Below are 23,514 nucleotides of genomic sequence, written 5' to 3'. Positions count from 1 at the left end.
AGGACGTGGCGCGCCCGGACCGGACCGGTGGTCGATCCACACACCTGCACACGCTGTTCAATCTTGTGGCGAAGTTGCACACAAAACCTCGAGGCGGGGCTAGCGTCCCCGACGTGCGCTCCTCATCGACCGTCGCCGCGGAGACGACCGCGTCGAGCCTGGACGACCCGGTGACGGTGCCGCTGTCGGCGCCCGACGACGCGGCCGGCATCGCCTCCCGGGCCCTGCTGCGGGCCACTCTGGACGCCGTGCCGGACGCCGTCATCGTGGTCGGCGCCGACGGGCGCATCGACCTGGCCAACCGCCAGGTGCTGTCGGTGTTCGGCTACGAGCCCGCCGAGCTGGAGGGCCGCCCGATGGAGGTGCTGGTGCCGCAGCGCTCCCGGGCGCGGCACCCCCGGATCCGCTCCTCCTACACCCGGCGCCCGATGGGACTGCTGCAGCTCGCCGCGGTGCGCAAGGGCGGCCAGGAGTTCGCCGCGGAGATCTCGCTGGCGCCGATCCCGGACTCGACCAGCCCCACCCCGCGCACGGTCGCCACCGTCCGCGACATCACCGAGCGCATCGAGCTGGAGCAGGAGTCGGACCGGATGCGGGAGGAGCTGCTCGCGACCGTGACCCACGAGCTGCGCACGCCGCTGACCTCGATCCTCGGCTACCACGAGATGATGGAGGACCTCGCCCCCGAGGACCTGAGCCCGGAGGCGCGCCGGATGCTCGAGGCGATCGGCCGCAACGCCCGCCGCGAGTACCGCCTCGTCTCCGACCTGCTCACCGTCGCCGTCGGCAACCTCAGCCAGATCACGCTGACCACGGGGCCGGTCGAGCTCTCCGCGCTGCTCGACGAGGCCGTCGCCGAGCACGCCGCGGGCGCCCGCGCCAAGCGCATCACGCTCGCCCACGTCCCCGACAACGACGTCCTCACCGCGACCACCGCGATCCACGGCGACCACGACCGGCTGCTCCAGGTGCTCGACAACCTGATCGGCAACGCCGTGAAATTCACCCCCGAGGGCGGCACCGTGTCCGTCGGCTGCCAGCTGCTGTCCGAGAGCGTCGTCGTCACCGTGACCGACACCGGCCCCGGCATCCCGGTCGCCGAGCAGGAGCGGGTCTTCGACCGGCTCTACCGCGGCCAGTCGTCGGTGGCGAGTCACAAGCCCGGCGCCGGGCTGGGCCTGTCGATCGTCAAGGCCATCGTCGACGCCCACCACGGCAGCGTCAGCCTCACCAGCACCGACGCCGGGACCACCGCCCTGCTGCAGCTGCCGCGCTGACGGACCGCCCGAGCCCCCGCGAGGGGGCGCGAGGAGTGGGCTCCCGGGCCCCGTCGACGGTAGAGTGGGCACCTGGTGTGCCGGGAAGTCTGGTCGGCGATGCGGTCGAACGCGCCGCGTCCCCGTCGCCGATCCTCTCGAGGTCCTCCGTGTCCGAGCACGCTCCTGCCCCGTCCGCCCAGCCCGCGCCGCCGGGCGGGCCGGCCGCTCCCGCCCGCCGTTCCCCGCTGTCCGTCCTGTCCGACGAGGCGGTCGGCGGGATCCTGCTCATCGTCGCCGCCACCGCCGCCCTGGTCTGGGCGAACTCGCCCTGGTCCGGCGCCTACGCGGCGCTCGGCGACACCGTCGTCGGTCCCGCGGCCCTGAACCTCGACCTCAGCCTCGCGACCTGGGCCGCCGACGGCGCCCTGGCGATCTTCTTCTTCGTCGTGGGCCTCGAGCTCAAGCACGAGCTGCGGGTCGGCGCGCTGCGCGACCTCCGCGCGGCCGCGGTCCCGGTGATCGCCGCGGTCGGGGGCATGGTGGTCCCCGCCCTGGTCTACGTCGCCGTGGTGCTCGCCTCCGGCGAGGACGGCCTGCTGTCGGGGTGGGCCATCCCCACCGCCACCGACATCGCCTTCGCGCTCGCCGTGCTGGCCGTCCTCGGGCGCGGCCTGCCGTCGGCCCTGCGGTTGTTCCTGCTGACCCTCGCCGTCGTCGACGACCTGCTCGCCGTCACGATCATCGCCGTCTTCTACACCGACGACCTCTCCCTGCTCTGGCTCGGCCTGGCACTGCTCGCCGTGGGTGTCTTCGCCGCCGCGGCGCGCGCCCGCGCGGCGCGGGTGGCGGTGCTGCTGCCCGTCTCGGTCGTGGCCTGGGTGCTGATGCACGAGTCCGGTGTCCACGCCACCATCGCGGGCGTGCTGCTCGGTCTCGCCGTGCCGGCCGTGGCCCGTGGCGAGGAGCCGGACTCGCGGGTCCACTGGCTCGAGGGCATCAACCGGCCCCTCTCCGCCGCGGTCGCGCTGCCGGTCTTCGCGTTCTTCGCCGCCGGGGTCGAGGTGAGCGGCCTCGGCTCGGTGGTCACCGAGCCGCTGTCGCTGGCGATCGCCGCCGGACTGCTGGGCGGCAAGCTGGTCGGGATCATCGGCGGCGCCGCCCTCGCCGTGCGGCTGCCCGGGCTGCGCCTCGACGGCGGCCTGGTCCTGCGTGACCTGGTCCCGGTGGCGCTGCTGGCGGCCATCGGGTTCACCGTCTCCCTGCTGATCGCCGAGCTGTCCTTCGACGACCCCGCGCTGACCGACACCGCGAAGGTGGCCGTCCTCACCGCCTCCGTCGTCGCCGCCGTGCTCGCCGCGGTCGTCCTGCGGCTCGACGCCCGCCGTCACGCGCGCCGTCGCGCCCGGGAGGCGGCCACCACGCGCTGAGCCGGAGCCGGGACGGCCCGCGCCGGGGCGGGGCGTCCTGGTGTCGGGGGCTCAGCCGAGGTCGTCGTACGCCGCGAGCAGGCGCGCCGTCGTGCCGGGCTCGCGGACGGCGACCCGCACCCACGTGTCGTCCAGACCGGGGAAGGTGTCGGCCCGTCGTACGGCGACCCCCCGCCCGCGCAGCGCCGCGTGCACCCCGGCGCCGACCCGCACGAGCACGTACGACGTGCCGCTCGGCGCCACCGTGAGCCCGCGGGCGGTGAGCCCGGCGACGAGGTGCTCGCGCCAGCCGGCGATCGTGCGGGCGCGGGCCCCGGCCTCGGCGCGGGCCGCCGGCGTGCAGCAGACGGCGATCGCGGCGAGGGCCGGGGTCGAGACCGACCACGGCGTCTGGGCACGGCGCAGGTCCGCGACGACCCCGGGGTCGGCCAGCAGGTAGCCGGCACGCACGCCCGGGATCGACCAGTGCTTGGTGAGGCTGCGGGTGACGACCAGCCCGCCGAGCGGCCCGGCGGCGAGGGTCTCGGTCTCCCCGGGGACGGTGTCCATGAAGGCCTCGTCGACCAGCACCAGCCGCCCGGGGCGGACCAGCGCGCGCAGGGTCGCGGCGGGGTGGACGGTCCCGGTCGGGTTGGTGGGGTTGCCGACCACGACGAGGTCGGCGTCCGCGGGCACGGACGCGGGGTCCAGGGCGAAGCCGTCCTCGGGCCGGGTCGTCACGACTGTGACCGCGTGGCCCGCCTGCTCGAGGGCGGCGTGGGGCTCGGTGAACTGCGGGTGCACCACGACCGGTCGCCGCCACGTCCGCAGCCGCGCCACGAGCGTGAACGCCTCGGCGGCCCCGGCCGTCGCCAGCACCTCGCCGGGGTCGCGCCCGTGGTGCGTGGCGACCCCCGCCTCCGCGTCGCGGGGGTCGGGATAGGCGCCGACGGCCTCGAGCGAGTCGCGCAGCGCCGCGGTCAGCCAGGGCGGCCGCGGCCCGTCGTACACGTTGACGGCGAAGTCGACCAGCCCCGCGCCGGTCTCGGCGTCGCCGTGGTGACGCAGGGGGTCGGCCACCTCCCGAGGCGTCGGCGGTCGAGGTGCGAGGAGGTCGTCGGCCCCCGGGTCCGACGGTCGAGGCGCGGGGCCGCCCGCGGCCGGGCCTCGGGACCCGGCGACCTCGACGACCCCGTCGCGCCGCCGGGCCCGCGCGTGCACGGCGTCGGCGAAGCGCTGGGCGAGGTGGGGGTGGCCCGCCCAGTGGGTGTGCAGGTACGACGCGTGCAGGGTGTCGGTCGCGAAGCCCTCGACGACGTCGTCGCCGATCCGCCACGCCGCCCGGGGGGCCCCGGCGACGCTGCCGTCGCCGTGCTCGGGGGTGGTCCGGGTCCGGTGGAACTCGTGGCCGGTGACCTGCTCGCCGGCCCGGGTCAGCAGGCTGTCGCCGGCGGCGACGGCGACGGGGTAGCGGAGGGTCAGGCGGGGGGCCATCGCTGCGGTGGCCGCCACCGCGCCGACCATCGCGGTGTCGTCGAGGCTCTCGCAGAGGTAGAGCAGTCCCGCGCACTCGGCGACCGTCGGCACCCCCGCGGCCACGGCGGCGCCGAGCTCGCTGCGCAGCGTGGTGTTGTCGGCGAGCTCGGCGGCGTGGACCTCGGGGAAGCCGCCGCCCAGGTAGACCCCGGCCGTGCCGGCGGGCAGCGGGTCGGTCGTCGGGTCGAAGACCACCGGCTCGCAGCCCGCGGCGGCGAGCAGCTCGGTGGTCTCGGCGTAGCGGAACGTGAACGCCCGGCCGCCGGCGACGGCGACGACGGGCCGGCGCGCCGGGTCCGCCCCGGGCGGCGGGGCGACCTCGGCGGACGGGGCCCAGGCGGGGCCGTCGAGCGGCGGCGCCGAGCGGGCCACGGCGAGCAGGGCGTCGAGGTCGACGGCGTCCTCGATCCGCACGGCGAGGGCGTCGAGGGTGGCGGCGGCCTCGGCGCGCTCGGCGGCGGGCACGAGGCCGAGGTGGCGCGACGGCACGCTCATCGCCTCGTCGCGCGGCACCGCGCCCAGCACGGGGAGCCGGATGGCCGCCGACACCTCCTCGACCAGCCGCGGGGAGCCGACCTGGTTGAGGATCACGCCCGCGACCTCGACGGCGGGGTCGTACGTCGCGAGGCCGTGGACGACGGCTCCGAGGGTGCGCGAGGACCGGGAGACGTCGACGACGAGGACGACCGGCGACCGCGTGAGGGCCGCGACGTGGGCGGTGGAGGAGAAGCCGCCGGCGCCGACCTTGCCGTCGAAGAGGCCCATCACGCCCTCCACGACGGCCACGTCCGCGGGTGTCGGGGTCGCGGCGCCGTGGCGCAGCAGCGGGAGGACGCGGTCCTCGCCCACCAGGTGGGGGTCGAGGTTGCGGCCCGGCCGGCCGCAGGCCAGTGCGTGGTAGCCGGGGTCGATGTAGTCCGGCCCGACCTTGTGGCCGGAGACTGCGAGCCCCCGTCGTACGAGCGCGGCCATGAGGCCCGTCGCGACCGTCGTCTTGCCCTGCCCGGTGGCGGGCGCCGAGACGACGACGCGGGGGAGCGTCACCACGCCGTCACCATGCCGTCACCACTCGATGCCCTTCTGGCCCTTCTGGCCACGGTCCATCTGGTGCTTGACCTTGGTCATCTCGGTGACGAGGTCGGCGACCTCGACCAGGGCGGGGTGCGCGCGGCGGCCCGTCACCACGACGTACTGGCGGCCCGGGCGGTCGCGCAGCGTGGATACGACGTCGTCGACGTCGACCCAGCCCCACTGGATCGGGTAGGTGAACTCGTCGAGCACGTAGAGGTCGTGGCGCTCCTCCGCGAGGGCCCGCTTGACCTCGGCCCAGCCCTCGGCCGCGTCGGCGGCGTGGTCCTCGGTCCCGCCCTGCTTGCGCGACCACGACCATCCCGAGCCCATCTTGTGCCACGTCACCGGCCCGCCCTCGCCGGTGGTCTCGTGCAGCTCGCCGAGCCGCTCGAGGACGGTCTGCTCGCCGATGCGCCACTTCGCCGACTTCACGAACTGGAAGACCCCGACGTCCCAGCCCTGGTTCCAGGCGCGCATCGCGAGCCCGAACGCCGCCGTCGACTTCCCCTTCCCGTCGCCGGTGTGGACCATCAGCAGCGGCAGCCGGCGGCGCTGCGCGGTGGTCAGCCCGTCGTCCGGGACCTGCTCGACCTTGCCCTGCGGCATCTCAGGCCTCCTCGTGGGTGGGGGTGAAGCGTTCGTGGTGGACGGCGGCGGCGAGCGGTCGGCGGCGCCGCCACCCGTGCCGCTCGAGGTCGGGCACCTCGGCCAGGCCCGTGACCGGCCCGACGCAGAGCCAGGCGACCGGACGGACGTGGTCGGGCACGGCGAGCAGCCCGCGCAGGACGTCCTCGCGGAAGAACGACACCCAGCCGACGCCGAGGCCCTCGGCGGTGGCGGCGAGCCAGAGGTTCTGGATCGCCAGGCACGTGGAGTACAGGCCGGTGTCGGGGACGGTCCGGCGACCGAGGACCTGCGGCCCGCCGCGGGACTGGTCGTGGGTCACGACCACGCCGGTGCGCGCCGCCCGCACGCCCTCGACGGCGACGGGCGCGAAGCGCTCGGCGCGCTCGGGCGGCAGCTCGGCGGCGTACGCCGCGCGCTCCTCGGCGACGTGGGCGGCGACGGCGTCGAGGGTCGCCGGGTCCCGCACGACGACGAAGTCCCAGGGCTGGCTCAGGCCGACGCTGGGGGCACGGTGCGCGGCGGCGAGCACGCGGTGCAGCGTCGCGTCGTCGACCACCGCACCGGAGAACTCGGTGCGGACGTCGCGGCGCCGCGCGATCGCCTCGTAGACGTCCATCGGCGGGCGCGGGGGGACGGTCGCGGTGCCCGACGGTCCGCTCACGCGACCCGCTCCTTGACCGCGCTGGTCAGCGCGGTCGCGCTGACCTCGGCGATCGGCACGTGCTCGGCGCGCAGGTGCTGGGCGAGCACCCCGGCCAGGCCGAGGCGGAACGGGCCGGCCTCGCAGTCGACCACCACGCCGGCCGTGCCCTGCTCCGCGAGGTGGGCGGCGACCCGGCGCGAGCGCGCGACCGGGTCGGCGCCGGCGGTCGCGCGGCCGTCGGTGACGACGACCAGCAGCGGCCGGCGCCGCGGGTCGCGGACCCGCTCGCGCGCCAGGACCCGGTCGGCCAGCAGCAGGCCCTCGGCGAGCGGCGTACGGCCGCCCGCGGGCAGCTCGGCCAGGCGGGTCGCGGCGACGTCGACCGAGCCGGTCGGCGGCAGCACCAGGTCGGCGGAGTCCCCGCCGAAGGTGACCAGGCCGACCTTGTCGCGGCGCTGGTAGGCGTCGAGCAGCAGCGAGAGGATCGCGGTCTTGACCTGCTCCATCCGCCGGCGCGCGGCCATGGAGCCCGACGCGTCCACGCAGAACAGGACGAGGTTGGCCTCCTGGCCCACCCGCGTCGCGACCCGCAGGTCGTCGGTGCCCAGGCGCAGCCGGCCACCGGGGCGCCGGCCCCGCGCCCACTGGTGCGGCACCGCCGCCCGGATCGTCTCGCCCAGGTCGACACCGCCGCCCGCGCCGGGCTCGTGGCGGCGCGCGCCGGTGCGGCGTCCCGCCGCGGTGACGGCCCGGCTGCGCCGCCCGGCCTCGCCGGTGCCGGTGCCGGCGACGGTGAAGAGCCGTGGCGTGTACGGCGTGCCGGCACCGACGGTCGTGGCGGAGGCCGCCCCCGGACCGGCGGGCGCCTCGGCGTCCCGGGGAGCCCCGGGGGCCGGGGCGGGCTCGCCCTCGTGGCCGGTCCCACCGCCGTCGGAGCCGTCGGAGCCGTCGGCCCCGCCCGGCCGGTCCGCGGCGCTGCCGCCGGGGGACGGGACGTCGGCCGCCGGGTCGCCGGACCCGTCGGGGCCCTCGGGACCGTCGGAGCCCCCGGTCGGGGTGTCACCGCCGCCGTCGCCGTCGTCGCCGCCCGTGGGGGGCTCGGGGTCGGGCTCGGGCGGGTCGGGCTCGAACCCGTCGAGCAGGCGGTCGAGCAGCTCGGTGTCGAGGCCGGGGGCGTCGAAGGGGTTGCGGCGGCGGCGGTGGGGCAGCGCGAGGATCGCGGCGGCCCGGATGTCCGGGCGCGCCACCCGGTCGCGGCCGTGCCAGGCGGCGTGGGCGACGGCGGCGCGGGCGAGCACGATGTCGGCGCGCATCCCGTCGACCTCGAAGGCCGCGCAGATCTCGGCGATCCGCAGCAGGGCGGTGTCGGAGAGCACGACGTGGTCGACGGCCCCGCGGGCCGCGAGGATCCGGGCGGTCAGCGCGGCCTCCGCCTCGGCGTACGACGCGGCGAAGCCGTCGGGGTCGGCGTCGTGGGCCAGGCGCCGTCGGACGACCTCGACGCGCCGTGCCGGGTCGCGCGGGGCGGCGACCTCGACCGTCAGCCCGAACCGGTCGAGCAGCTGGGGGCGGAGCTCGCCCTCCTCGGGGTTCATGGTGCCGACGAGCACGAAGCGGGCGTCGTGGACCACGGAGACCCCGTCGCGCTCGACGGTCGAGGAGCCCATGGCCGCGGCGTCGAGGAGCAGGTCGACGAGGTGGTCGTGCAGGAGGTTGACCTCGTCGACGTAGAGGATCCCGCGGTGCGCGCGGGCCAGCAGGCCCGGCTCGTACTCGGCGGAGCCCTCGCTCAGCGCGCGCTCGAGGTGCAGGGAGCCGAGGACGCGGTCCTCGGTGGCGCCCACGGGCAGCTCGACGAGGCGCACCGGCCGGGTCTCGACACCGACCTCGGGGCCGAACGGGCCGTCGGGCGAGCGCGGGGCCGGGTCGGCCGGGTCGGAGGAGAACCGGTCGCCCGCGACCACGTCGATCGGGGGCAGGACCGCCGCGAGGGCGCGGACGATCGTCGATTTCGCCGTGCCCTTCTCGCCGCGGACCAGGACCCCGCCGATGGCGGGGGAGATCGTGGTCAGCACCAGGGCGGTGGCCATCGGGTCGTCGTCACCGGAGGTGACGACGGCAGAAAAGGGGTAGTGCGCTGGCACGTGGGGCTCCCGCTCGCATCGCCATCGGATAGGGGCGCGAGGCCGGTCTTCGGACTTCCCACGTGTGCCGCGCCGCGCTCGGATCGAGCGGACGGGACGCCGTGGGTCACCGCAGCGGGCCCTGTGCCGGACTTTCACCGGCTTCCCAGATTCTCCCCGTGGCGCCGGTTGTCTCCCCGGACCCGTGGGCACCTCGTGCCTGTCGCGGGTGACGCTACCGGTGGCCGCGGCCCGGTGACCGGGTGGGCGTGTCGGGAAGAACGAGCAGAAGCGACCTCCGGGGCCGGACCGGGGAGCGGATCGGGGCCTTCTCCTCGTTCGTCGCGACGCCCGGCGCCGGTCCGGGGCGTGCGGCCGGGGTCGCGGCGGTGTCCTAGGGTCGCCGTCGTGCCTGGCCCGCGGATCCACGTCGTCGGTGTCGGCGCCGACGGGTGGCCCGGCGTGCCGGAGCCGCTGCGCGCCCGGGTGCTCGCCGCCGACGTGCTGCTCGGCGGGGCCCGGCACCTGGCGCTGGTGCCGGAGGTGGTCGGGCAGCGGCGCGAGGCGTGGCCCTCGCCGCTGCGCGAGAGGCTGCCCGCGCTGCTCGACGCGCTGGACCCCGGCCTCGCGGTGGTCGCCCTCGCGTCGGGCGACCCGTTCGTCTCCGGGGTCGGGACGACGCTCGTCGACCTCCTCGGCGCCGACGCCGTCGTGGCGCACCCCGCCGTGTCGTCGGTCGCGCTGGCCCGCGCCCGGATGGGCTGGCCCGCGGAGTCGACGACGACCGTGACCCTCGTCGGCCGCGACGTCGACCTGCTCGGCCGGGCGCTGTCGCCGGGCGCCCGGCTGGTGGTGCTGTCCTCCGACGAGCGGACCCCCGCCGCGGTGGCGCGGCTGCTCGTCGCCCGCGGGTACGGCGGGTCCCGGATGACGGTGCTCGGCGACCTCGGGTCGTCGGCCGAGACCCGCGTGGAGGCCACCGCCGCCGCGTGGACCGGTGAGGGCCCGCGCCTGCACGTCCTCGCGCTGGACTGCGTCGGCCCCGTGCTCGGCGGCTGGGCCGCGGGCCTGCCCGACGACGCCTACGAGCACGACGGCCAGCTCACCAAGCGCGACCTGCGCGCCTCGGCGCTCGCCCGGCTCGCGCCGCAGCCCGGCCAGCTGCTGTGGGACGTCGGGGCCGGCGCCGGGTCGGTCGGCGTCGAGTGGGCCCGCGCGCACCCGACCTGCCGCACCGTCGCGGTCGAGCGCCACCCCGACCGCGCCGCCCGCGTCGCGCGCAACGCCGCCGCCCTCGGGGTGCCCGGCCTGGTCGTGGTCCGCGGCGACGCCCCCGGGGCGCTCGACGGCCTCGCCGCGACGCACGGCGCCCCCGACGCGGTGTTCGTCGGCGGCGGCGTCACGGTGCCCGGCGTGCTGGAGGCGTGCCTCGCGGCCCTGCGTCCCGGCGGCCGGCTCGTCGCGCACGCCGTCACCGTCGAGTCCGAGCTGGTGCTCGCCCGCGCCCACGCCGCCCACGGCGGCGAGCTCACCCGCCACGCCGTCGAGACCGCCGCCCCGCTCGGCGGCATGACCGGCTGGACCCCGGCCCGCACCGTCACCCAGTGGGCCCACGCCCGGCCCGATCCCGCCCGGCCCGATCCCGCTCCGACCGATCCCGCCCAGGAGACCCCGTGACCGTCCACTTCGTCGGCGCCGGCCCGGGCGCCGCCGACCTGCTCACCCTGCGCGCCGCCACGATGCTCGGGCGCGCCGACGTCGTCGTCTACCCCGGCACCTACCTCGACGCCGAGGTGCTCTCCCACTGCCGCGCCGACGCGCGGCTCGTCGACTCCCAGGCCCTCGACCTGGACCGGATCACCGCTGCCCTCGTCGAGGCCGACGCCGCCGGGCGGGACGTCGTCCGGCTGACCTCGGGGGACCCGTCGGTCTACTCCGCGCTCGCCGAGCAGACGCGCCGCCTCGACGCCGCGGGCGTGGGCTGGGACGTCACCCCCGGTGTCCCGTCGTACGCCGCCGCGGCCGCGCTCGTGGGTCGCGAGCTGACCGTGCCCCTGATGGCGCAGTCGGTCGTGCTGACCCGCGCGCAGGCGCGCTCGACGGCGATGGGGGAGGGCGAGGGGCTGGAGACGTTCGCGGCGACGGGGGCGACGCTCGTGCTGCACCTGGCCGTGACCCGGACCGCGGAGCTCGCCGAGCGGTTGGTGCCGTCCTACGGCGCGGACTGCCCGGCGGTGGTCGTGCACCGCGCGAGCCAACCGGGGGAGCTCGTGCTGCGGGGCACGCTCGCCGACATCGGGGGGCAGGTCGCCGACGCCGGCCTGCGCCAGGCCGCCGTGATCCTCGTCGGGCGCGTGCTCGACCCGGCCCGCGGCGGCGAGTCCCACCTCTACGACGCCGCGCGACCCCGGACCTGAGACGCCCGACCGCTCCGGCGCCGGGGTCGGGTCACGAGGTCACGGAGCGGGGCGACCAGACGCGGCCGGTGGCGGTGACGCGGGTGGTGGAGCAGCCGACGATGAGCAGGCACTTCATGTCGATGCTCGCCGGGTCGAGGTCGCCCAGCGTGGTGACGGTCAGGGACTCCTCCGCGCGGCCGACGTCGCGGCCCACGACGACGACGGTGTCGGACTCGCGGACGCTCATGAGCACCGCGGCGGCCTTGGCGACCTGGTCGGTCCGCGAGCGCGACGCCGGGTTGTAGACGGCGAGCACGAGGTCGGCCTCGGCGACCGCCCGCAGGCGGCGCTCGATGACGTCCCACCCCTTGAGGCGGTCCGAGAGGGACAGGACGGCGAAGTCCGCGCCGACCGGCGCCCCGGCCCGCGCGGCGACGGCCTGGACCGCGCTGACGCCGGGCAGCACCCGCACGTCCACCGCGTCGTACGCCGGGTCCGCGCTCGCGGCCTCGAAGACCGCGGTCGCCATCCCGAAGACGCCCGCGTCACCGCCGGAGACGACCGCGACCCGCTCGCCGCGCAGCGCGAGGTCGAGCGCGAGGCGGGCGCGGTCGAGCTCGACGGTGTTGCCGGAGGCGTGACGGGTCAGGCCGGCGCGCTGCGGCACCCGGTCGACGTAGGGCGCGTAGCCGACGACGTGGTCGACCTCCGCGAGCGCGTCGGTCACCTCGGGGGTGAGCCAGCCGTCGGGGCCGGGACCGAGGCCCGCGACGACGAGCCGGGCGGGCGCGGGGCCGGCCGCCCCGGGGACCGGGGCCGCGGGCTCCGGGGCGACGGCGTCGCGGGAGCGTCGGCCGTTGCGGGAGTCGCCGTCGACGAGCAGAAGCGACAGGTAGGGCACCTGCGCGGGGTCGACGTCCGCGGCCGGCAGCACGCGCTCCTCGCCGGTCGAGGCGCGCTCGACGTAGACGGCGTCCTCGAGCCGGCCGGCGGCCGCGAGCGCCCGTCGTACGGCGGGGAAGGTGCGGCCGAGCTTCATGATCACCGCGCCGTCGGTGTCGGCGAGACGGCGCGCGAGCTCGGGCTCGGGGAGCGTCGCGGGGAGCACGGTGAGCACGTCGGTCTGGCGGACCAGCGGGCTCGCGACACCCGCTGCGGCCGCCGCGAACGCGGGCACCCCGGGCACGACCTCGCAGGGGTAGCGGTCGGCGAGGCGGTCGTGGAGGTACATGAACGAGCCGTAGAACATGGGGTCGCCCTCGGCGAGCACGACGACGTCGCGGCCCGCGTCGAGGTGGGCGGCGAGCCGGTCGGCGCACTCGGCGTAGAAGTCCGCGAGGGCCCCGGCGTAGCCGCCGGGGTGGTCGGTGGTGCCGGTCGTGACCGGGTAGCGCAGCTCCTCCTCGAGGACCCCGTCGACGAGCAGGTCGGCGGCGATGGCGCGCGCGTGCGACTGCTTGCCGACGCCCGCGTGGTAGGCCACCACGTCGGCGGCGCCGATGAGGCGGGCGGCCTTGAGGGTGATCAGCTCGGGGTCGCCGGGGCCGAGCCCGACGCCGTACAGGTGACCGGTCATTCCTGCTCCTGGGCCAGTGCGTTGAGGGCGGAGGCGGTCATCGCGGACCCGCCGCGACGACCGCGCACGGTCAGGTGGGGGACGTCGACGCCGTGGTCGGCGGCGAGGTCGGCGAGGGCCTGCTTGGACTCCGCGGCACCGATGAATCCGACGGGGCAGCCGACGATCGCCGCCGGCCGGGGCGCGCCGTCCAGGAGCATCTCGAGGAGGTGGAACAGCGCGGTCGGGGCGTTGCCGATGGCCACGACGGCACCGTCGAGCCGGTCGCCCCACAGGCCGAGCGCGGCCGCCGAGCGGGTGGTGCCCCAGGCCCGGGCGAGGTCCGCGACACCGGGCTCGCGCAGCGTGCACACGACCTCGTTGTCGGCGGGCAGCCGGGCGCGGGTGACGCCGGAGGCGACCATGTGGGCGTCGACGAGGATCGGGGCGCCGGCGCGGAGCGCGGCGCGGGCCGCGGACGCGAATCCCGGGTGCACGACGAGGTCGCGGGCCAGGTCGGTCTGGCCGGTGCCGTGGACCATGCGGACCGCGACCTTCTCGGCGTCGGCCGGCAGGTGCGAGGTGTCGGTCTCGCGACGGATGGTCGCGAAGGAGTCGGCGTAGATCGCCGCGCCGTCGGCCTCGTAGGCGTAGCGGCGCCTCGGTGCGGCGGGGGGCGTCATGCGGGGTCTCCCTCGGGTCGGGCGGGGTCGGCGGCGGGCAGGCGGACGAGCGAGCGCCAGGGGGTGACGACGAGGTCGCCGTCGCCGACGGGCAGCGGGGTCGCCGCCGTGAGCCGGCCCGCGGGCACGGCCACGTGGCGCGCGTCGTACGGCGGGGGCGCGGTGGGGGCGGGCAGGCGCGGGTCCGGCGGGGTGGGCGCGGCCAGGGGGTGGTCGAGCGGAGCGCCCCCGTCCGCGCGGGCGGCGGCGGGCAGCTCGACCACGTGCCACGGCGCCTCGGGGCCGGCGCCGCGGGCCACGACGAAGGCCTCGGCGAGGGCGACGAGCGCTCCGACCGCGTCGGCGAGACGGACGACGGGCGCCCAGGAGTCGCCGACCCGCAGCTGGCCCTCGTCGGGCGAGAGCGCGACCAGGCCGAGGTCGCCGGAGCGGGCGACGACGTCGCCGCGGCCGTCGTCGAGGACGAGGAGGAACCGCGCCGAGAGCCCGGCCAGCACCGGGGAGGCGCAGACCGCGGTGTCGAGGTCGTCGAGGAGGCCCCGCAGGTCGGCGCGCGCGGCGGGGGCGGCGGCGGGGGCGGCGGCGGGGTCGGGCGCGGGCGGCGAGAGGAGGTAGTTGCGCACCAGCTCGTGGGACGCGGACGGGACGAGCCCGGTGGCCCGCACGGCGTCGGCGACCTCGTCGAGGACGGCGCCGTCGTGGTGGGGCAGGGCGCGCAGCTGCACGTTGGCACGGCGGGTCAGGTGCACCGCGCCGTCGCCGTGCGTGGCGGCGACGTCGAGGAGCCGCGCGAGCGTCGGCACGGGCAGCAGCCCGCCGCGCAGGCGCAGCCGGACCAGGGCGCCGTCGTCGGCCAGCCACGGGCGGGCGAGACCGGGGCAGCGGTCGGCGCGCGAGCGCACGGGCGCGCTCACGCGCCGGCCGCCGCGGAGGGCAGGGGCCGGACGAACCGCACCCACGTGGCCCCGCCGGCGGCGCGCTCGACGACCGCCTCCACGCCGTACACCTCGGCGACGAGGTCGGGGGTGATCACGTCGGCGGGCGGGCCGGCGGCCCGGACGCGGCCGTCGGCGAGGAGGACCACCTCGTCGCAGTGGGCGAGGGCGAGGTTGAGGTCGTGCAGGGCGAGGACGGTCGTGGTGTCGGCGGCCACGACGAGCGCGAGCAGCTCGAGCTGGTGGCGGACGTCGAGGTGGTTCGTGGGCTCGTCGAGGAGCAGCTCGGTGGGCTCCTGGGCCAGGGCGCGAGCGAGCTGCACGCGCTGCCGCTCGCCGCCGGACAGGCTGGCCCAGCGGCGCTCGAGGAGGTGCTCGGTGCGCATCGCGGCGGCCGCGCGGGCGACGGCGCGGCGATCCGCCTCGGACTCCGGGGCCCAGGGGCGGCGGTGGGGGAGCCGTCCGAGCGCGACGACCTCGCGCACCAGCGGGTCCACGTCGGTGGTCGACTCCTGCTCGACGACGGCGACGCGGCGGGCGACGCTGCGGCGGCCGAGGTCGGCGAGGTCGTCGCGCCCGAGCCGGACGACGCCCGAGGAGGCCGGCCGCAGGCCCGCCATCACGCGCAGCAGCGAGGACTTGCCGGACCCGTTGGGCCCGAGCAGCCCGACGGTCGAGCCCTCGGCGACGCGCACCGTGACCCCGTCGAGCACGAGCCGGTCGCGGACGCCCCACGACACCGCGTGGGCGGTCAGGGCGCTCACGGCCGGCTCCGCCGGCGCAGCAGGATCACGACGAACGCGGGCACCCCGACCAGCGCGGTGGCGACGCCGACGGGCAGCTCCTGGGGGGCGATGACGACCCGGGCGGCGGTGTCGACCCAGACCAGGAAGATCGCCCCGAGGACCGTCGCGGTCGGGACGAGCGCGCGGTGGCCGGTGCCGACGACCGCGCGCGCCGCGTGGGGCAGCACCAGGCCGACGAAGCCGATGGCGCCGCAGGTCGACACCACGACCGCGGTCATCAGCGCGGTGACGACCAACAGTCCCACCCGCACGGCGGTGACCGGCACCCCGAGCGTCGCGGCGGCGTCGTGGCCGAACATGAAGGCGTCGAGCGTGCCGGCGGCCGCCCAGCAGACGGCGGCGCCGAGCGCGACGACGACGCCGCAGAGCACGACGTCGTCCCAGGTGGAGCTCGACAGCGAGCCGAGCAGCCAGAACATGACGCCGCGGGTGGTCTCGGCGTCGGCGGCGGTGTAGACGATGAACGAGGTGAGCGCGGAGAACAGCTGGGTCGCGGCGACGCCGGCGAGCACCATCCGGTCCGGGGTGCCGCCGGCGAGCAGCCCGAGCGCGAGGACGAGCCCGAACGACACGACCGCCCCGACGAAGGCGCCCGACGCGAGGCCCAGCGTGCCCGCGCCCAGGCCGAGCACCGCGACCGCGACCGCCCCGGAGGAGGCGCCGGAGGAGACGCCGAGGACGTAGGGGTCGGCCAGCGGGTTGCGCAGCAGCGACTGCAGCACGACCCCGACCAGCGCCAGGCCCGCGCCGCAGACGGCGGCGAGGACGGCGCGGGGCAGGCGGAGGTCCCAGACGATGCCCTCCTGCAGCAGCGTCAGGCCCGACTCGGCGCCGGTGAGCCGCGACCAGGCCACGGCGAGCGCGTCGGTGGGGCCGAGCGTCGAGGGCCCCACCGTGGTGGCGACGGCCACCGACACCACGAGCAGCGCCGCGCAGGCCGGTCCCAGCAGCCACGGCCGCCGTACGACGGCGAGGCGGGGTCGGGCGGGGGCGCGGGCGGGGGCCGGGCGCTCGATCGTGGTGCTCACCTCAGCGACCCAGCCCGAGCTCGCGGATCCCGGCGGCGACCTTCTCGACGGCGTCGACGGTGCGGATCGAGGGGTTGAGCTCGGCGCCGGCGAGCGCGACGTACCGGCCGTTGCGCACCGCCGTCATCTCCCGGGCGACGGGGTGGGACTCCAGGTAGTCGATCTTGGCGGCCGCGGTCTCGGCGGTCTGGCTGCGGCGGGTGAGGTCGCCCAGGACGATCACGTCGGGGTCCCGCTCGGCGACGGCCTCCCAGCCGACCTGCGGCCACTCGTTGGTCTGGTCGGCGAAGACGTTGTCGAGGCCGAGCGCCCGGTCGACGATGCCGGGCCCCCCGCAGCAGCCGGCGAGGTAGGGCGACTCGGCGTTGGCGAACCAGTACATGACCGAGACCGGCTCCCCGCCGGTCGCGGCGGTGGGCTCGATCGGCTCGACGGCGGCCATCCGCCGTTCGAGGTCGGCGACCAGCTCGTCGCCCTCGGCCTCGGCGCCGACCAGCGTGGCGAGGTCGCGGACCTCGTCGTGGATCGTGCCGATCTCCAGCACGCCCTCGCGCTCGCCGTCGGTGTCGCCGACCTCGACCTTCCCGCACTCGGCGGGGGACAGGTAGGTCGGGACGCCGTAGGACTCGAAGGTCCCGACCGGCGCGACCCCGCCCTCGGCGAGGGTCGAGGTGAACGAGGCCGTCACCAGGTCGGGCTCGGCCGCCAGCACGCTCTCCAGCGACGGTGCGTCGTCGGCGAGGCGGGGCACGGTGTCGTTGGCGTCGGCCAGCGCGGGCAGGACGGGGTCGGTCCACTGCGCGGTGCCGGCCATGCGGTCGGCGACGCCGAGGCTGAGCAGGATCTCGGTGGTGCCCTGGTTGAGCGAGACGATCCGCTCCGGGCGGGAGTCGACGGTGACCTCGCGGTCGCAGTCGTCGACGGTGACGGGCCGGTCGGCCGCGGCTCCGGCGCCGGGCTCGCCGGGGCCGGTCGCGCCGCAGGCGCCGAGGACGAGGCTGCCGGTCAGCAGCAGGACGGGGACCACAGGGCGCACGGGCGCTCCTCGCATCGCCGGGTCCGGCACGCGGGACCCACGTGGACGCGCCCCGGGTCGCGGGGCGGGCCAGCAGGTCTTCGGACTCGGGTTCGACCGGACGGAGCGCCTTCCCAGGACCGGTGTCCCAGTGGCTGTCGTCCCCGTGAGGGGACCACGTGCCCCGCCCGTCACCCTCACCGCTGCGCGTCAGTCCCGGAGTCGCACCGGGTTCCCTTGCCGTGAGGCGACTGGCGCTCGGCACACTAGCAACCCCGACCGGGGTCGGCGCCACACCGCCGAGTCGGCAGCTGTGTGCGGCGTGGGGCTGTCGAGTCGGCGCGAAGTCCCCTTCTCTCACGGCTGTCGGGCGCGCGCCACGTCGTACGGCGGGAGGTCGTGCCGACTCGGCGCCTCGTCGGCGGGGTGCGCACGCGTCGAGTCGTCGCGAAGTCACTCGGGTGGGCCGCTCCGCCGAGCGCGCGCCCGTCGTGCGGCGGGAGTTCGTGCCGACTCGGCGCCTCGTCGGCGGGAGGTCGTGCCGACTCGGCGCCTCGTCGTACGGCGGGAGGTCGTGCCGGCTCGGCGCCTCGTCGGCGGGGTGCGCACGCGTCGAGTCGTCGCGAAGTCACTCGGGTGGGCCGCTCCGCCGAGCGCGCGCCCCGTCGTACGGCGGGAGCTCGCGCCGACTCGTCGTCGCCCGGCGGGAGTTCGCGCCGACTCGGCGTCGCCCGGGTGCACACAATTGCCGACTCGGCGCCGCCCGGGTGCACGCCGCACACAGCTGCCGACTCGGCGGGGCGGGGGCGGGCGGGGGCTAGGGTGAGCCGCACACGTCCTCGCGGACGCGGGAACCCGGTGCGACTCCGGGACGGTTCCGCCACTGTGAGGCCGGTCCGCGAGGACCGGCCGTAGTCAGACACCGGCCGCGAGGGCACTCCACCGCACACGGGGCGCGAACCCCGGGGAGGACCCGCGATGCGCATCGCCCTGCTCTCGACGTCCGACACCGACCTGCTCTCGGCGCGCGCCAGTGGCGCCGACTGGGTCCACGCCAACCCGGCCCGGCCCGGCCACCAGTCGATGGCCGAGACCCTCGAGGGGTGCGACCTCGTCGTCGGCCGGATCCTGGGCGACCCGAGCGACCTGTGCAGCGGGTTCGCGCGGATCCGCGCCACGGGCATGCCGATGGTCGTGCTCGGCGGCGAGCAGACCCCGAGCGCCGAGCTGATGGAGCTCTCGACCGTGCCCGTCGGGATCGCGGCCGAGGCCCACCGCTACCTCGCCGAGGGTGGCCCGGCCAACCTGCGCGAGCTCCACGCCTTCCTCTCCGACACCGTCCTGCTCACCGGCGAGGGCTTCGAGGCGCCGGTCTCGATCCCGGCCTGGGGCTGGGGTCGCGAGGCCCCGCCCGAGGACCCGACGGCGACCGACCTGCCGAAGATCGGCGTCCTGTACTACCGGGCCCACGAGGCGAGCGGCAACCAGGCCTTCGCTCACGTCCTCGCCGACGCCGTCGACGCCACCGGCCAGGCCCTCGGCTTCCCGGTGTACGCCGGGTCGCTGCGCTCGGCGCCCGACGAGCTGTTCGCGGAGCTCGGCCGGCTCGACGCCCTCGTGGTCACGGTGCTGGCCGCGGGCGGCTCGGTGCCCGCCGACGCGCAGGCCGGCGGCCAGGACGACGAGGCCTGGGACGTCGCCCGCATCGCGGCCCTCGACATCCCCGTCCTCCAGGCGCTGTCGCTGACCTCCAGCCGCGCCGAGTGGGAGGCCAGCGACGACGGCGTCTCCCCGCTCGACTCCGCCACCCAGATCGCGATCCCCGAGTTCGACGGCCGCATCATCACCGTCCCGTTCTCGTTCAAGGAGGTCGACGCCGACGGCCTGCCGCGCTACGTCGCCGACCCCGAGCGCTGCGACCGCGCCGCGCGGATCGCGGTCAACCACGCCCGCCTGCGCCGGACGCCGCCCGCCGAGCGCCGCGTCGCGCTGATGCTCTCGGCGTACCCCACCAAGCACGCCCGGGTCGGCAACGCCGTCGGCCTGGACACCCCGGTCTCCACGATCCGGCTCCTGCGCCGGATGCGCGAGGCCGGCTACGACCTGGGTGCGCCCGGCGAGATCCCGGGCCTGGACCTGCCCGGTGGGACCCCCGAGGACGACACCCGCGCGGGCGACGCGCTGATCCACGCCCTGATCGACGCCGGCGGGCAGGACGAGGAGTGGCTGACGAACGCCCAGCTCACCGACGCCCACGTGCGGATCGCCCCCGACGACTACCGCCGCTGGACCGCCGACCTCCCCGCCGACCTGAGCGGCGAGGTCGTCGCCGCCTGGGGCGAGGCGCCGGGCACGCTGTTCACCAACGACGCCGGCGAGATCGTGCTGGCCACCATCCAGGCCGGCAACGTCGTCCTGCTGATCCAGCCGCCCCGCGGCTTCGGCGAGAACCCGGTCGCGATCTACCACGACCCCGAGCTCGCGCCGTCCCACCACTTCCTCGCCGCGTACCGCTGGCTGCGCGCCCAGCCCGACGACGGTGGCTTCGGCGCCCACGCGGTCGTCCACCTCGGCAAGCACGGCTCGATGGAGTGGCTGCCCGGCAAGAACGCCGCGCTGTCGGCGAGCTGCGCCACCGACGCCGCGATCGCCGACCTGCCGCTGGTCTACCCGTTCCTCGTCAACGACCCCGGCGAGGGGGCGCAGGCCAAGCGGCGCGCCCACGCCGTGGTCGTCGACCACCTGATCCCGCCGATGGCCCGCGCCGAGACGTACGGCGACATCGCGCGCCTCGAGCAGCTGCTCGACGAGCACGCCAACATCGCGGCGATGGACCCGGCCAAGCTGCCCGCGATCCGCGGCGAGATCTGGCAGCTGATGCACGCCGCCGAGATGCACCGCGACCTCGGGCTCGACGAGCGGCCCGACGACGAGGAGTTCGACGACTTCCTGCTCCACGTCGACGGCTGGCTCTGCGAGATCAAGGACGCGCAGATCCGCGACGGCCTCCACGTGCTCGGCGGGGCACCCGTCGGCGACGTCCGCGTCGACCTGGTGCTCGCGATCCTGCGCGCCCAGCAGGTCTGGGGCGGCGGCGAGGCCGCCGTGCCGGGCCTGCGGACCGCCCTGGGCCTCAAGGACTCCGAGGCCACCGGCGCCGTCGACGAGATCGAGACCCGCGCCCGCGCGCTGGTCTCCGCGATGGAGGCCCGCGACTGGGACCCGGCCGAGGCCGCGGGTCTGCACGACGACCCCGAGGTGCAGCGGGTGCTGCGCTTCGCCGCCCAGCACGTCGTCCCGCGGCTCGCCCGCACCACCGACGAGCTCGACGCGGTGCTCCACGCGCTCGAGGGCGGGTTCGTGCCCGCCGGGCCGTCCGGCTCACCGCTGCGCGGGCTGGTCAACGTGCTGCCGACCGGCCGCAACTTCTACACCGTCGACCCCCGCGCCGTCCCGAGCCGCCTGGCCTGGGAGACCGGTCAGGCCATGGCCGCCTCGCTCGTCGAGCGCTACGTCGCCGACCACGGCGAGCCGCCGAGCTCGGTCGGCCTCTCGGTGTGGGGCACCTCGGCCATGCGCACGTCGGGCGACGACGTCGCCGAGGTCCTCGCACTGCTCGGCGTCCGCCCGGTCTGGGACGAGGCCTCGCGCCGCGTGGGCCGCCTGGAGGTGATGGGGCTCGAGGAGCTCGGCCGCCCCCGGATCGACGTCACGGTGCGGATCTCGGGCTTCTTCCGCGACGCCTTCCCCCACGTCGTGGCCATGCTCGACGACGCGGTGCGGCTCGTCGCCGGCCTCGACGAGCCCGCGGCCGTCAACCACGTGCGGGCCAACGCCCAGACGGACCTCGCCGAGCACGGCGACGAGCGCCGCGCGACGACGCGGATCTTCGGCTCCCGCCCCGGTGCGTACGGCGCGGGGATGCTCCAGCTGATGGAGTCCGGCACCTGGCGTGACGACGCCGACCTGGCGGAGGTCTACACGGCCTGGGGCGGCTTCGCCTACGGCCGCGACCTCGACGGCCGGCCCGCCGCCGACGACATGCGGGCCAACTACCGCCGCATGAAGGTGGCCGCCAAGAACATCGACACCCGCGAGCACGACATCGCCGACTCCGACGACTACTACCAGTACCACGGCGGCATGGTCGCGACCGTGCGCGCGCTGACCGGCGCCGAGCCCGCGGCGTACGTCGGGGACTCGACCCTGCCGGACCAGGTCCGCACCCGCACCCTGCAGGAGGAGACCAACCGGGTCTTCCGCTCCCGCGTGGTCAACCCGCGCTGGATCACCGCGATGCAGCGCCACGGCTACAAGGGCGCCTTCGAGCTGGCCGCGACCGTCGACTACCTCTTCGGCTTCGACGCCACGACCGGGGTGGTGCACGACTGGATGTACGCCCAGCTCGCGCAGTCCTACGTGCTCGACGAGACCAACCAGGCCTTCATGCGGACCTCCAACCCGTGGGCGCTGCGCGGCATCGTCGAGAAGCTGCACGAGGCGGTCGACCGCGGCCTGTGGACCGAGCCCGACCCGGGGCTGCTGGCCGCGATGCAGCAGGTCTACCTCGACCTCGAGGGCGACCTCGAGGACCGGTGAGCCGCACGATCCGGGTGGTCGGGATGGGCATGGGCCCCGACCACCTGACGCCGGAGGCGACCCGCGCGCTCGCAGCCTCGTCGTACGTCGTGGCGGCGCGCAAGCACCGCGGCAGCGACGAGCGGGACCCCCTGCTGGCGGTGCGCGCAGCGGTCGCGGCCGGCGCGGGGCTCGCCGTGGTCGAGGTGCCCGACCCGCCGCGCGGCCGGACCCCGGCGGACTACCGCGGCGAGGTCGCCGACTGGCACGCCGCCCGCGCGGAGGCGTGGGGCGCGGCGATCAGCGCCCGCGACGGCGACCCGGCGCTCCTGGTGTGGGGTGACCCGTCGTTGTACGACTCGACGATCCGGGTGGTCGACGCCGTCGCCGCCCGGCTCGGCGCACGGGTCGAGGTCGTGGCCGGTGTCGCCGCCCCGCAGCTGCTCGCGGCGCGCCACGGCGTCGTGCTCCACGCGGTGGGGGAGCCGGTGCTGCTGACCACCGGCCGTCGGCTCGCGCGGGACCTGGCGGCCGGCACGCCCAACGTCGTGGTGATGCTCGACGGCGACCTGGCCTGCCTCGACCCCGGTCTCGGCCTGCAGGAGTGGACGATCCGCTGGGGCGCCAACCTCGGGACCCCCTCCGAGCGTCTGGTCGCGGGACGGGTGCGTGAGGTCGCCGACGACCTGCGGGCCGCCCGCGCGGCGGCGCGGGAGACGGCGGGGTGGGTGCTGGACACCTACCTGCTGCGGGCGCCGGCCCCGTTCTAGGGTGGCCGGATGAGCGGACGACTGGACGGTGTGCGCGTCGTGGTGACCGGCGCGTCGAGCGGGATCGGCGAGGCGACGGCCCGGGCGCTGGCGACGGAGGGCGCGACGGTGGCGCTGCTGGCCCGTCGTACGGACATGCTGGAGGAGATCGCCGCCGACATCGCGACCACCGGCGGCGACGCGCGCGCCTACCAGGTCGACGTCACCGACGCCGCCGCCGTGCGTGACACGGTCAACTCCGTCGCCGCCGACCTCGGTGCCATCGACGTCCTGGTCAACAACGCCGGCGTCGGGTCGATGTCGCTGGCCGTCGACGCGGACCTCGACGAGTGGCACACGATGGTCGACGTCAACCTCCACGGCGTCCTGCACTCCAGCCACGCGGCGCTGCCCCACCTCGTCGAGGCGGCGAAGGGTGCGCGCGGCGTCGCGGACCTGATCACCGTGTCCTCCGCGAGCGGTCGGCGGGTGCCGAAGCCAACGAGCAACGTGTACGCCGCCACCAAGCACGCCGTCGGCGCCTTCTGCGAGGCGCTGCGTCAGGAGCTCGGCCCGCAGCACGTGCGGGTCGGTCTGGTCGAGCCCGGCTTCGTGGTCACCGACATGACCAGCGGGCGCGACTTCGGCGAGCTCGAGGCCCTCGAGGCCAGCGACGTCGCCGACACCATCGTCTTCATGCTCACCCGGCCCCGCCGCCACGGCATCAACGAGGTGCTCATGCGCGCCATCGGCCAGGACAGCTGAGGGCTCGGCGGTCCCGACGCCGCGCGCGCAGCAGCCGTCCCGGCGGTCTCGACGCCGCGGGCTCCCTTCGACAGCTCAGGACACCGCGCAGAGCGGTGCCGTCCCGGTGGTCTCGACGCCGCGGGCTCGCAGAGCTCGCCTGCTGCTCGACCACCTCAGCGGTGCCGTCCCGGCGGTCTCGACGCCGCGGGCTCCTCTCGACAGGCTCAGGACACCGCGCAGAGCGGTGCCGTCCCGGTGGTCGAGCAGCGACCGAGCGCCAGCGAGGGAGCGTCCGTCGAGACCCCCCGGACGCCGCGCCGACTACCCCTTCTTCGGCGGCAGCGGCACAAAAAA

Annotated in this window: 17 protein-coding genes and 3 riboswitches; of the genes, 7 read left to right on the top strand and 10 right to left on the bottom strand. The window is 76.6% G+C overall.

The window, feature by feature from the left end:
* The first annotated feature begins 113 nt into the window (after positions 1-113).
* Both ABD158_RS13100 and nhaA read left to right on the top strand, forming a co-directional pair.
* On the top strand, positions 114-1,277 hold the full coding sequence (locus ABD158_RS13100; RefSeq protein WP_344007862.1) for a sensor histidine kinase: 1,164 nt from the start codon (positions 114-116) through the stop codon (positions 1,275-1,277).
* Positions 1,278-1,426: 149 nt separating this feature from the next.
* The gene (gene nhaA / locus ABD158_RS13095) at positions 1,427-2,686 is read left to right on the top strand and encodes a Na+/H+ antiporter NhaA (RefSeq protein ID WP_344007860.1); all 1,260 of its coding nucleotides are present in this window, start codon (positions 1,427-1,429) and stop codon (positions 2,684-2,686) included.
* 51 nt (positions 2,687-2,737) lie between these two features.
* On the opposite strand, the gene cobBC is transcribed toward nhaA, so the two are convergent.
* From cobBC to ABD158_RS13075, 4 genes are read right to left on the bottom strand one after another with little or no spacing between them, the layout of a single operon-like run.
* Positions 2,738-5,245, bottom strand: coding sequence for a bifunctional hydrogenobyrinic acid a,c-diamide synthase/histidinol phosphate aminotransferase CobBC (gene cobBC, locus ABD158_RS13090; RefSeq protein ID WP_486348021.1), 2,508 nt, complete (start codon positions 5,243-5,245; stop codon positions 2,738-2,740).
* An 18-nt stretch (positions 5,246-5,263) separates the two neighbouring features.
* Positions 5,264-5,878 carry a cob(I)yrinic acid a,c-diamide adenosyltransferase gene (gene cobO, locus ABD158_RS13085; RefSeq protein WP_344007856.1) on the bottom strand — a complete coding sequence of 205 codons (615 nt, stop codon included), beginning with the start codon at positions 5,876-5,878 and terminating at the stop codon, positions 5,264-5,266.
* 1 nt (position 5,879) lies between these two features.
* Entirely contained in the window at positions 5,880-6,560 is a 681-nt protein-coding gene (gene bluB / locus ABD158_RS13080) for a 5,6-dimethylbenzimidazole synthase (RefSeq protein WP_344007854.1), read from the bottom strand.
* Positions 6,557-8,632, bottom strand: a complete 2,076-nt coding sequence (locus tag ABD158_RS13075) for a VWA domain-containing protein (RefSeq protein ID WP_425573204.1) — start codon at positions 8,630-8,632, stop codon at positions 6,557-6,559. The genes bluB and ABD158_RS13075 overlap by 4 nt, the downstream gene beginning before the upstream one ends.
* A gap of 77 nt (positions 8,633-8,709) precedes the next feature.
* Positions 8,710-8,897: riboswitch (cobalamin riboswitch) on the bottom strand.
* A 176-nt stretch (positions 8,898-9,073) separates the two neighbouring features.
* On the opposite strand from ABD158_RS13075, the gene cbiE reads away from it, so the two are divergent.
* Together cbiE and ABD158_RS13065 are read left to right on the top strand one after the other, a co-directional pair.
* Complete coding sequence (gene cbiE / locus ABD158_RS13070) at positions 9,074-10,342, top strand: precorrin-6y C5,15-methyltransferase (decarboxylating) subunit CbiE (protein WP_344007850.1); 1,269 nt, start codon at positions 9,074-9,076, stop codon at positions 10,340-10,342.
* The gene (locus ABD158_RS13065; RefSeq protein ID WP_344007848.1) at positions 10,339-11,082 is read left to right on the top strand and encodes a cobalt-precorrin-4/precorrin-4 C(11)-methyltransferase; all 744 of its coding nucleotides are present in this window, start codon (positions 10,339-10,341) and stop codon (positions 11,080-11,082) included. The genes cbiE and ABD158_RS13065 overlap by 4 nt, the downstream gene beginning before the upstream one ends.
* Before the next feature lie 31 nt (positions 11,083-11,113).
* Here ABD158_RS13065 and ABD158_RS13060 read toward each other — a convergent pair whose 3' ends face one another.
* The 6 genes from ABD158_RS13060 to ABD158_RS13035 are packed head-to-tail and all read right to left on the bottom strand — an operon-like array spanning position 11,114 to position 17,107.
* On the bottom strand, positions 11,114-12,640 hold the full coding sequence (locus ABD158_RS13060) for a precorrin-2 C(20)-methyltransferase (RefSeq protein ID WP_344007846.1): 1,527 nt from the start codon (positions 12,638-12,640) through the stop codon (positions 11,114-11,116).
* A complete protein-coding gene (locus tag ABD158_RS13055; protein ID WP_344007844.1) occupies positions 12,637-13,302 on the bottom strand; it encodes a precorrin-8X methylmutase in 666 nt (221 codons plus the stop codon). Before ABD158_RS13055 ends, ABD158_RS13060 begins: the two co-directional genes overlap by 4 nt.
* On the bottom strand, positions 13,299-14,216 hold the full coding sequence (locus tag ABD158_RS13050) for a nitrite reductase (RefSeq protein ID WP_344007842.1): 918 nt from the start codon (positions 14,214-14,216) through the stop codon (positions 13,299-13,301). Before ABD158_RS13050 ends, ABD158_RS13055 begins: the two co-directional genes overlap by 4 nt.
* Positions 14,213-15,001 (bottom strand): ABC transporter ATP-binding protein, encoded by a 789-nt coding sequence (locus ABD158_RS13045; RefSeq protein ID WP_344007840.1) that lies wholly within the window; start codon positions 14,999-15,001, stop codon positions 14,213-14,215. Before ABD158_RS13045 ends, ABD158_RS13050 begins: the two co-directional genes overlap by 4 nt.
* Positions 14,998-16,071, bottom strand: a complete 1,074-nt coding sequence (locus tag ABD158_RS13040) for a FecCD family ABC transporter permease (protein WP_344007839.1) — start codon at positions 16,069-16,071, stop codon at positions 14,998-15,000. The genes ABD158_RS13045 and ABD158_RS13040 overlap by 4 nt, the downstream gene beginning before the upstream one ends.
* A gap of 1 nt (position 16,072) precedes the next feature.
* Complete coding sequence (locus ABD158_RS13035) at positions 16,073-17,107, bottom strand: ABC transporter substrate-binding protein (RefSeq protein WP_344007837.1); 1,035 nt, start codon at positions 17,105-17,107, stop codon at positions 16,073-16,075.
* Positions 17,108-17,161: 54 nt separating this feature from the next.
* A riboswitch (cobalamin riboswitch) is annotated at positions 17,162-17,357 on the bottom strand.
* Positions 17,358-17,934: 577 nt separating this feature from the next.
* Positions 17,935-18,011, top strand: a riboswitch (cobalamin riboswitch).
* A 53-nt stretch (positions 18,012-18,064) separates the two neighbouring features.
* Between ABD158_RS13035 and cobN the strand changes: the two genes are divergently transcribed.
* Genes cobN through ABD158_RS13020 form a run of 3 tightly spaced genes read left to right on the top strand, consistent with a single transcriptional unit; the run spans position 18,065 to position 23,178 of the window.
* Complete coding sequence (gene cobN / locus ABD158_RS13030) at positions 18,065-21,685, top strand: cobaltochelatase subunit CobN (protein WP_344007835.1); 3,621 nt, start codon at positions 18,065-18,067, stop codon at positions 21,683-21,685.
* Positions 21,682-22,434: a precorrin-6A synthase (deacetylating) gene (gene cobF, locus ABD158_RS13025; RefSeq protein ID WP_344007833.1), complete on the top strand. Its 753-nt coding sequence runs from the start codon at positions 21,682-21,684 to the stop codon at positions 22,432-22,434. Before cobN ends, cobF begins: the two co-directional genes overlap by 4 nt.
* A gap of 9 nt (positions 22,435-22,443) precedes the next feature.
* Positions 22,444-23,178 (top strand): SDR family oxidoreductase, encoded by a 735-nt coding sequence (locus tag ABD158_RS13020; RefSeq protein ID WP_344007831.1) that lies wholly within the window; start codon positions 22,444-22,446, stop codon positions 23,176-23,178.
* Positions 23,179-23,514: the final 336 nt, after the last annotated feature.

It is taken from the genome of Nocardioides lentus (assembly GCF_039529515.1).
GTDB lineage: Bacteria > Actinomycetota > Actinomycetes > Propionibacteriales > Nocardioidaceae > Nocardioides > Nocardioides lentus.
This window is presented reverse-complemented; position numbering and strand designations above follow the sequence as displayed.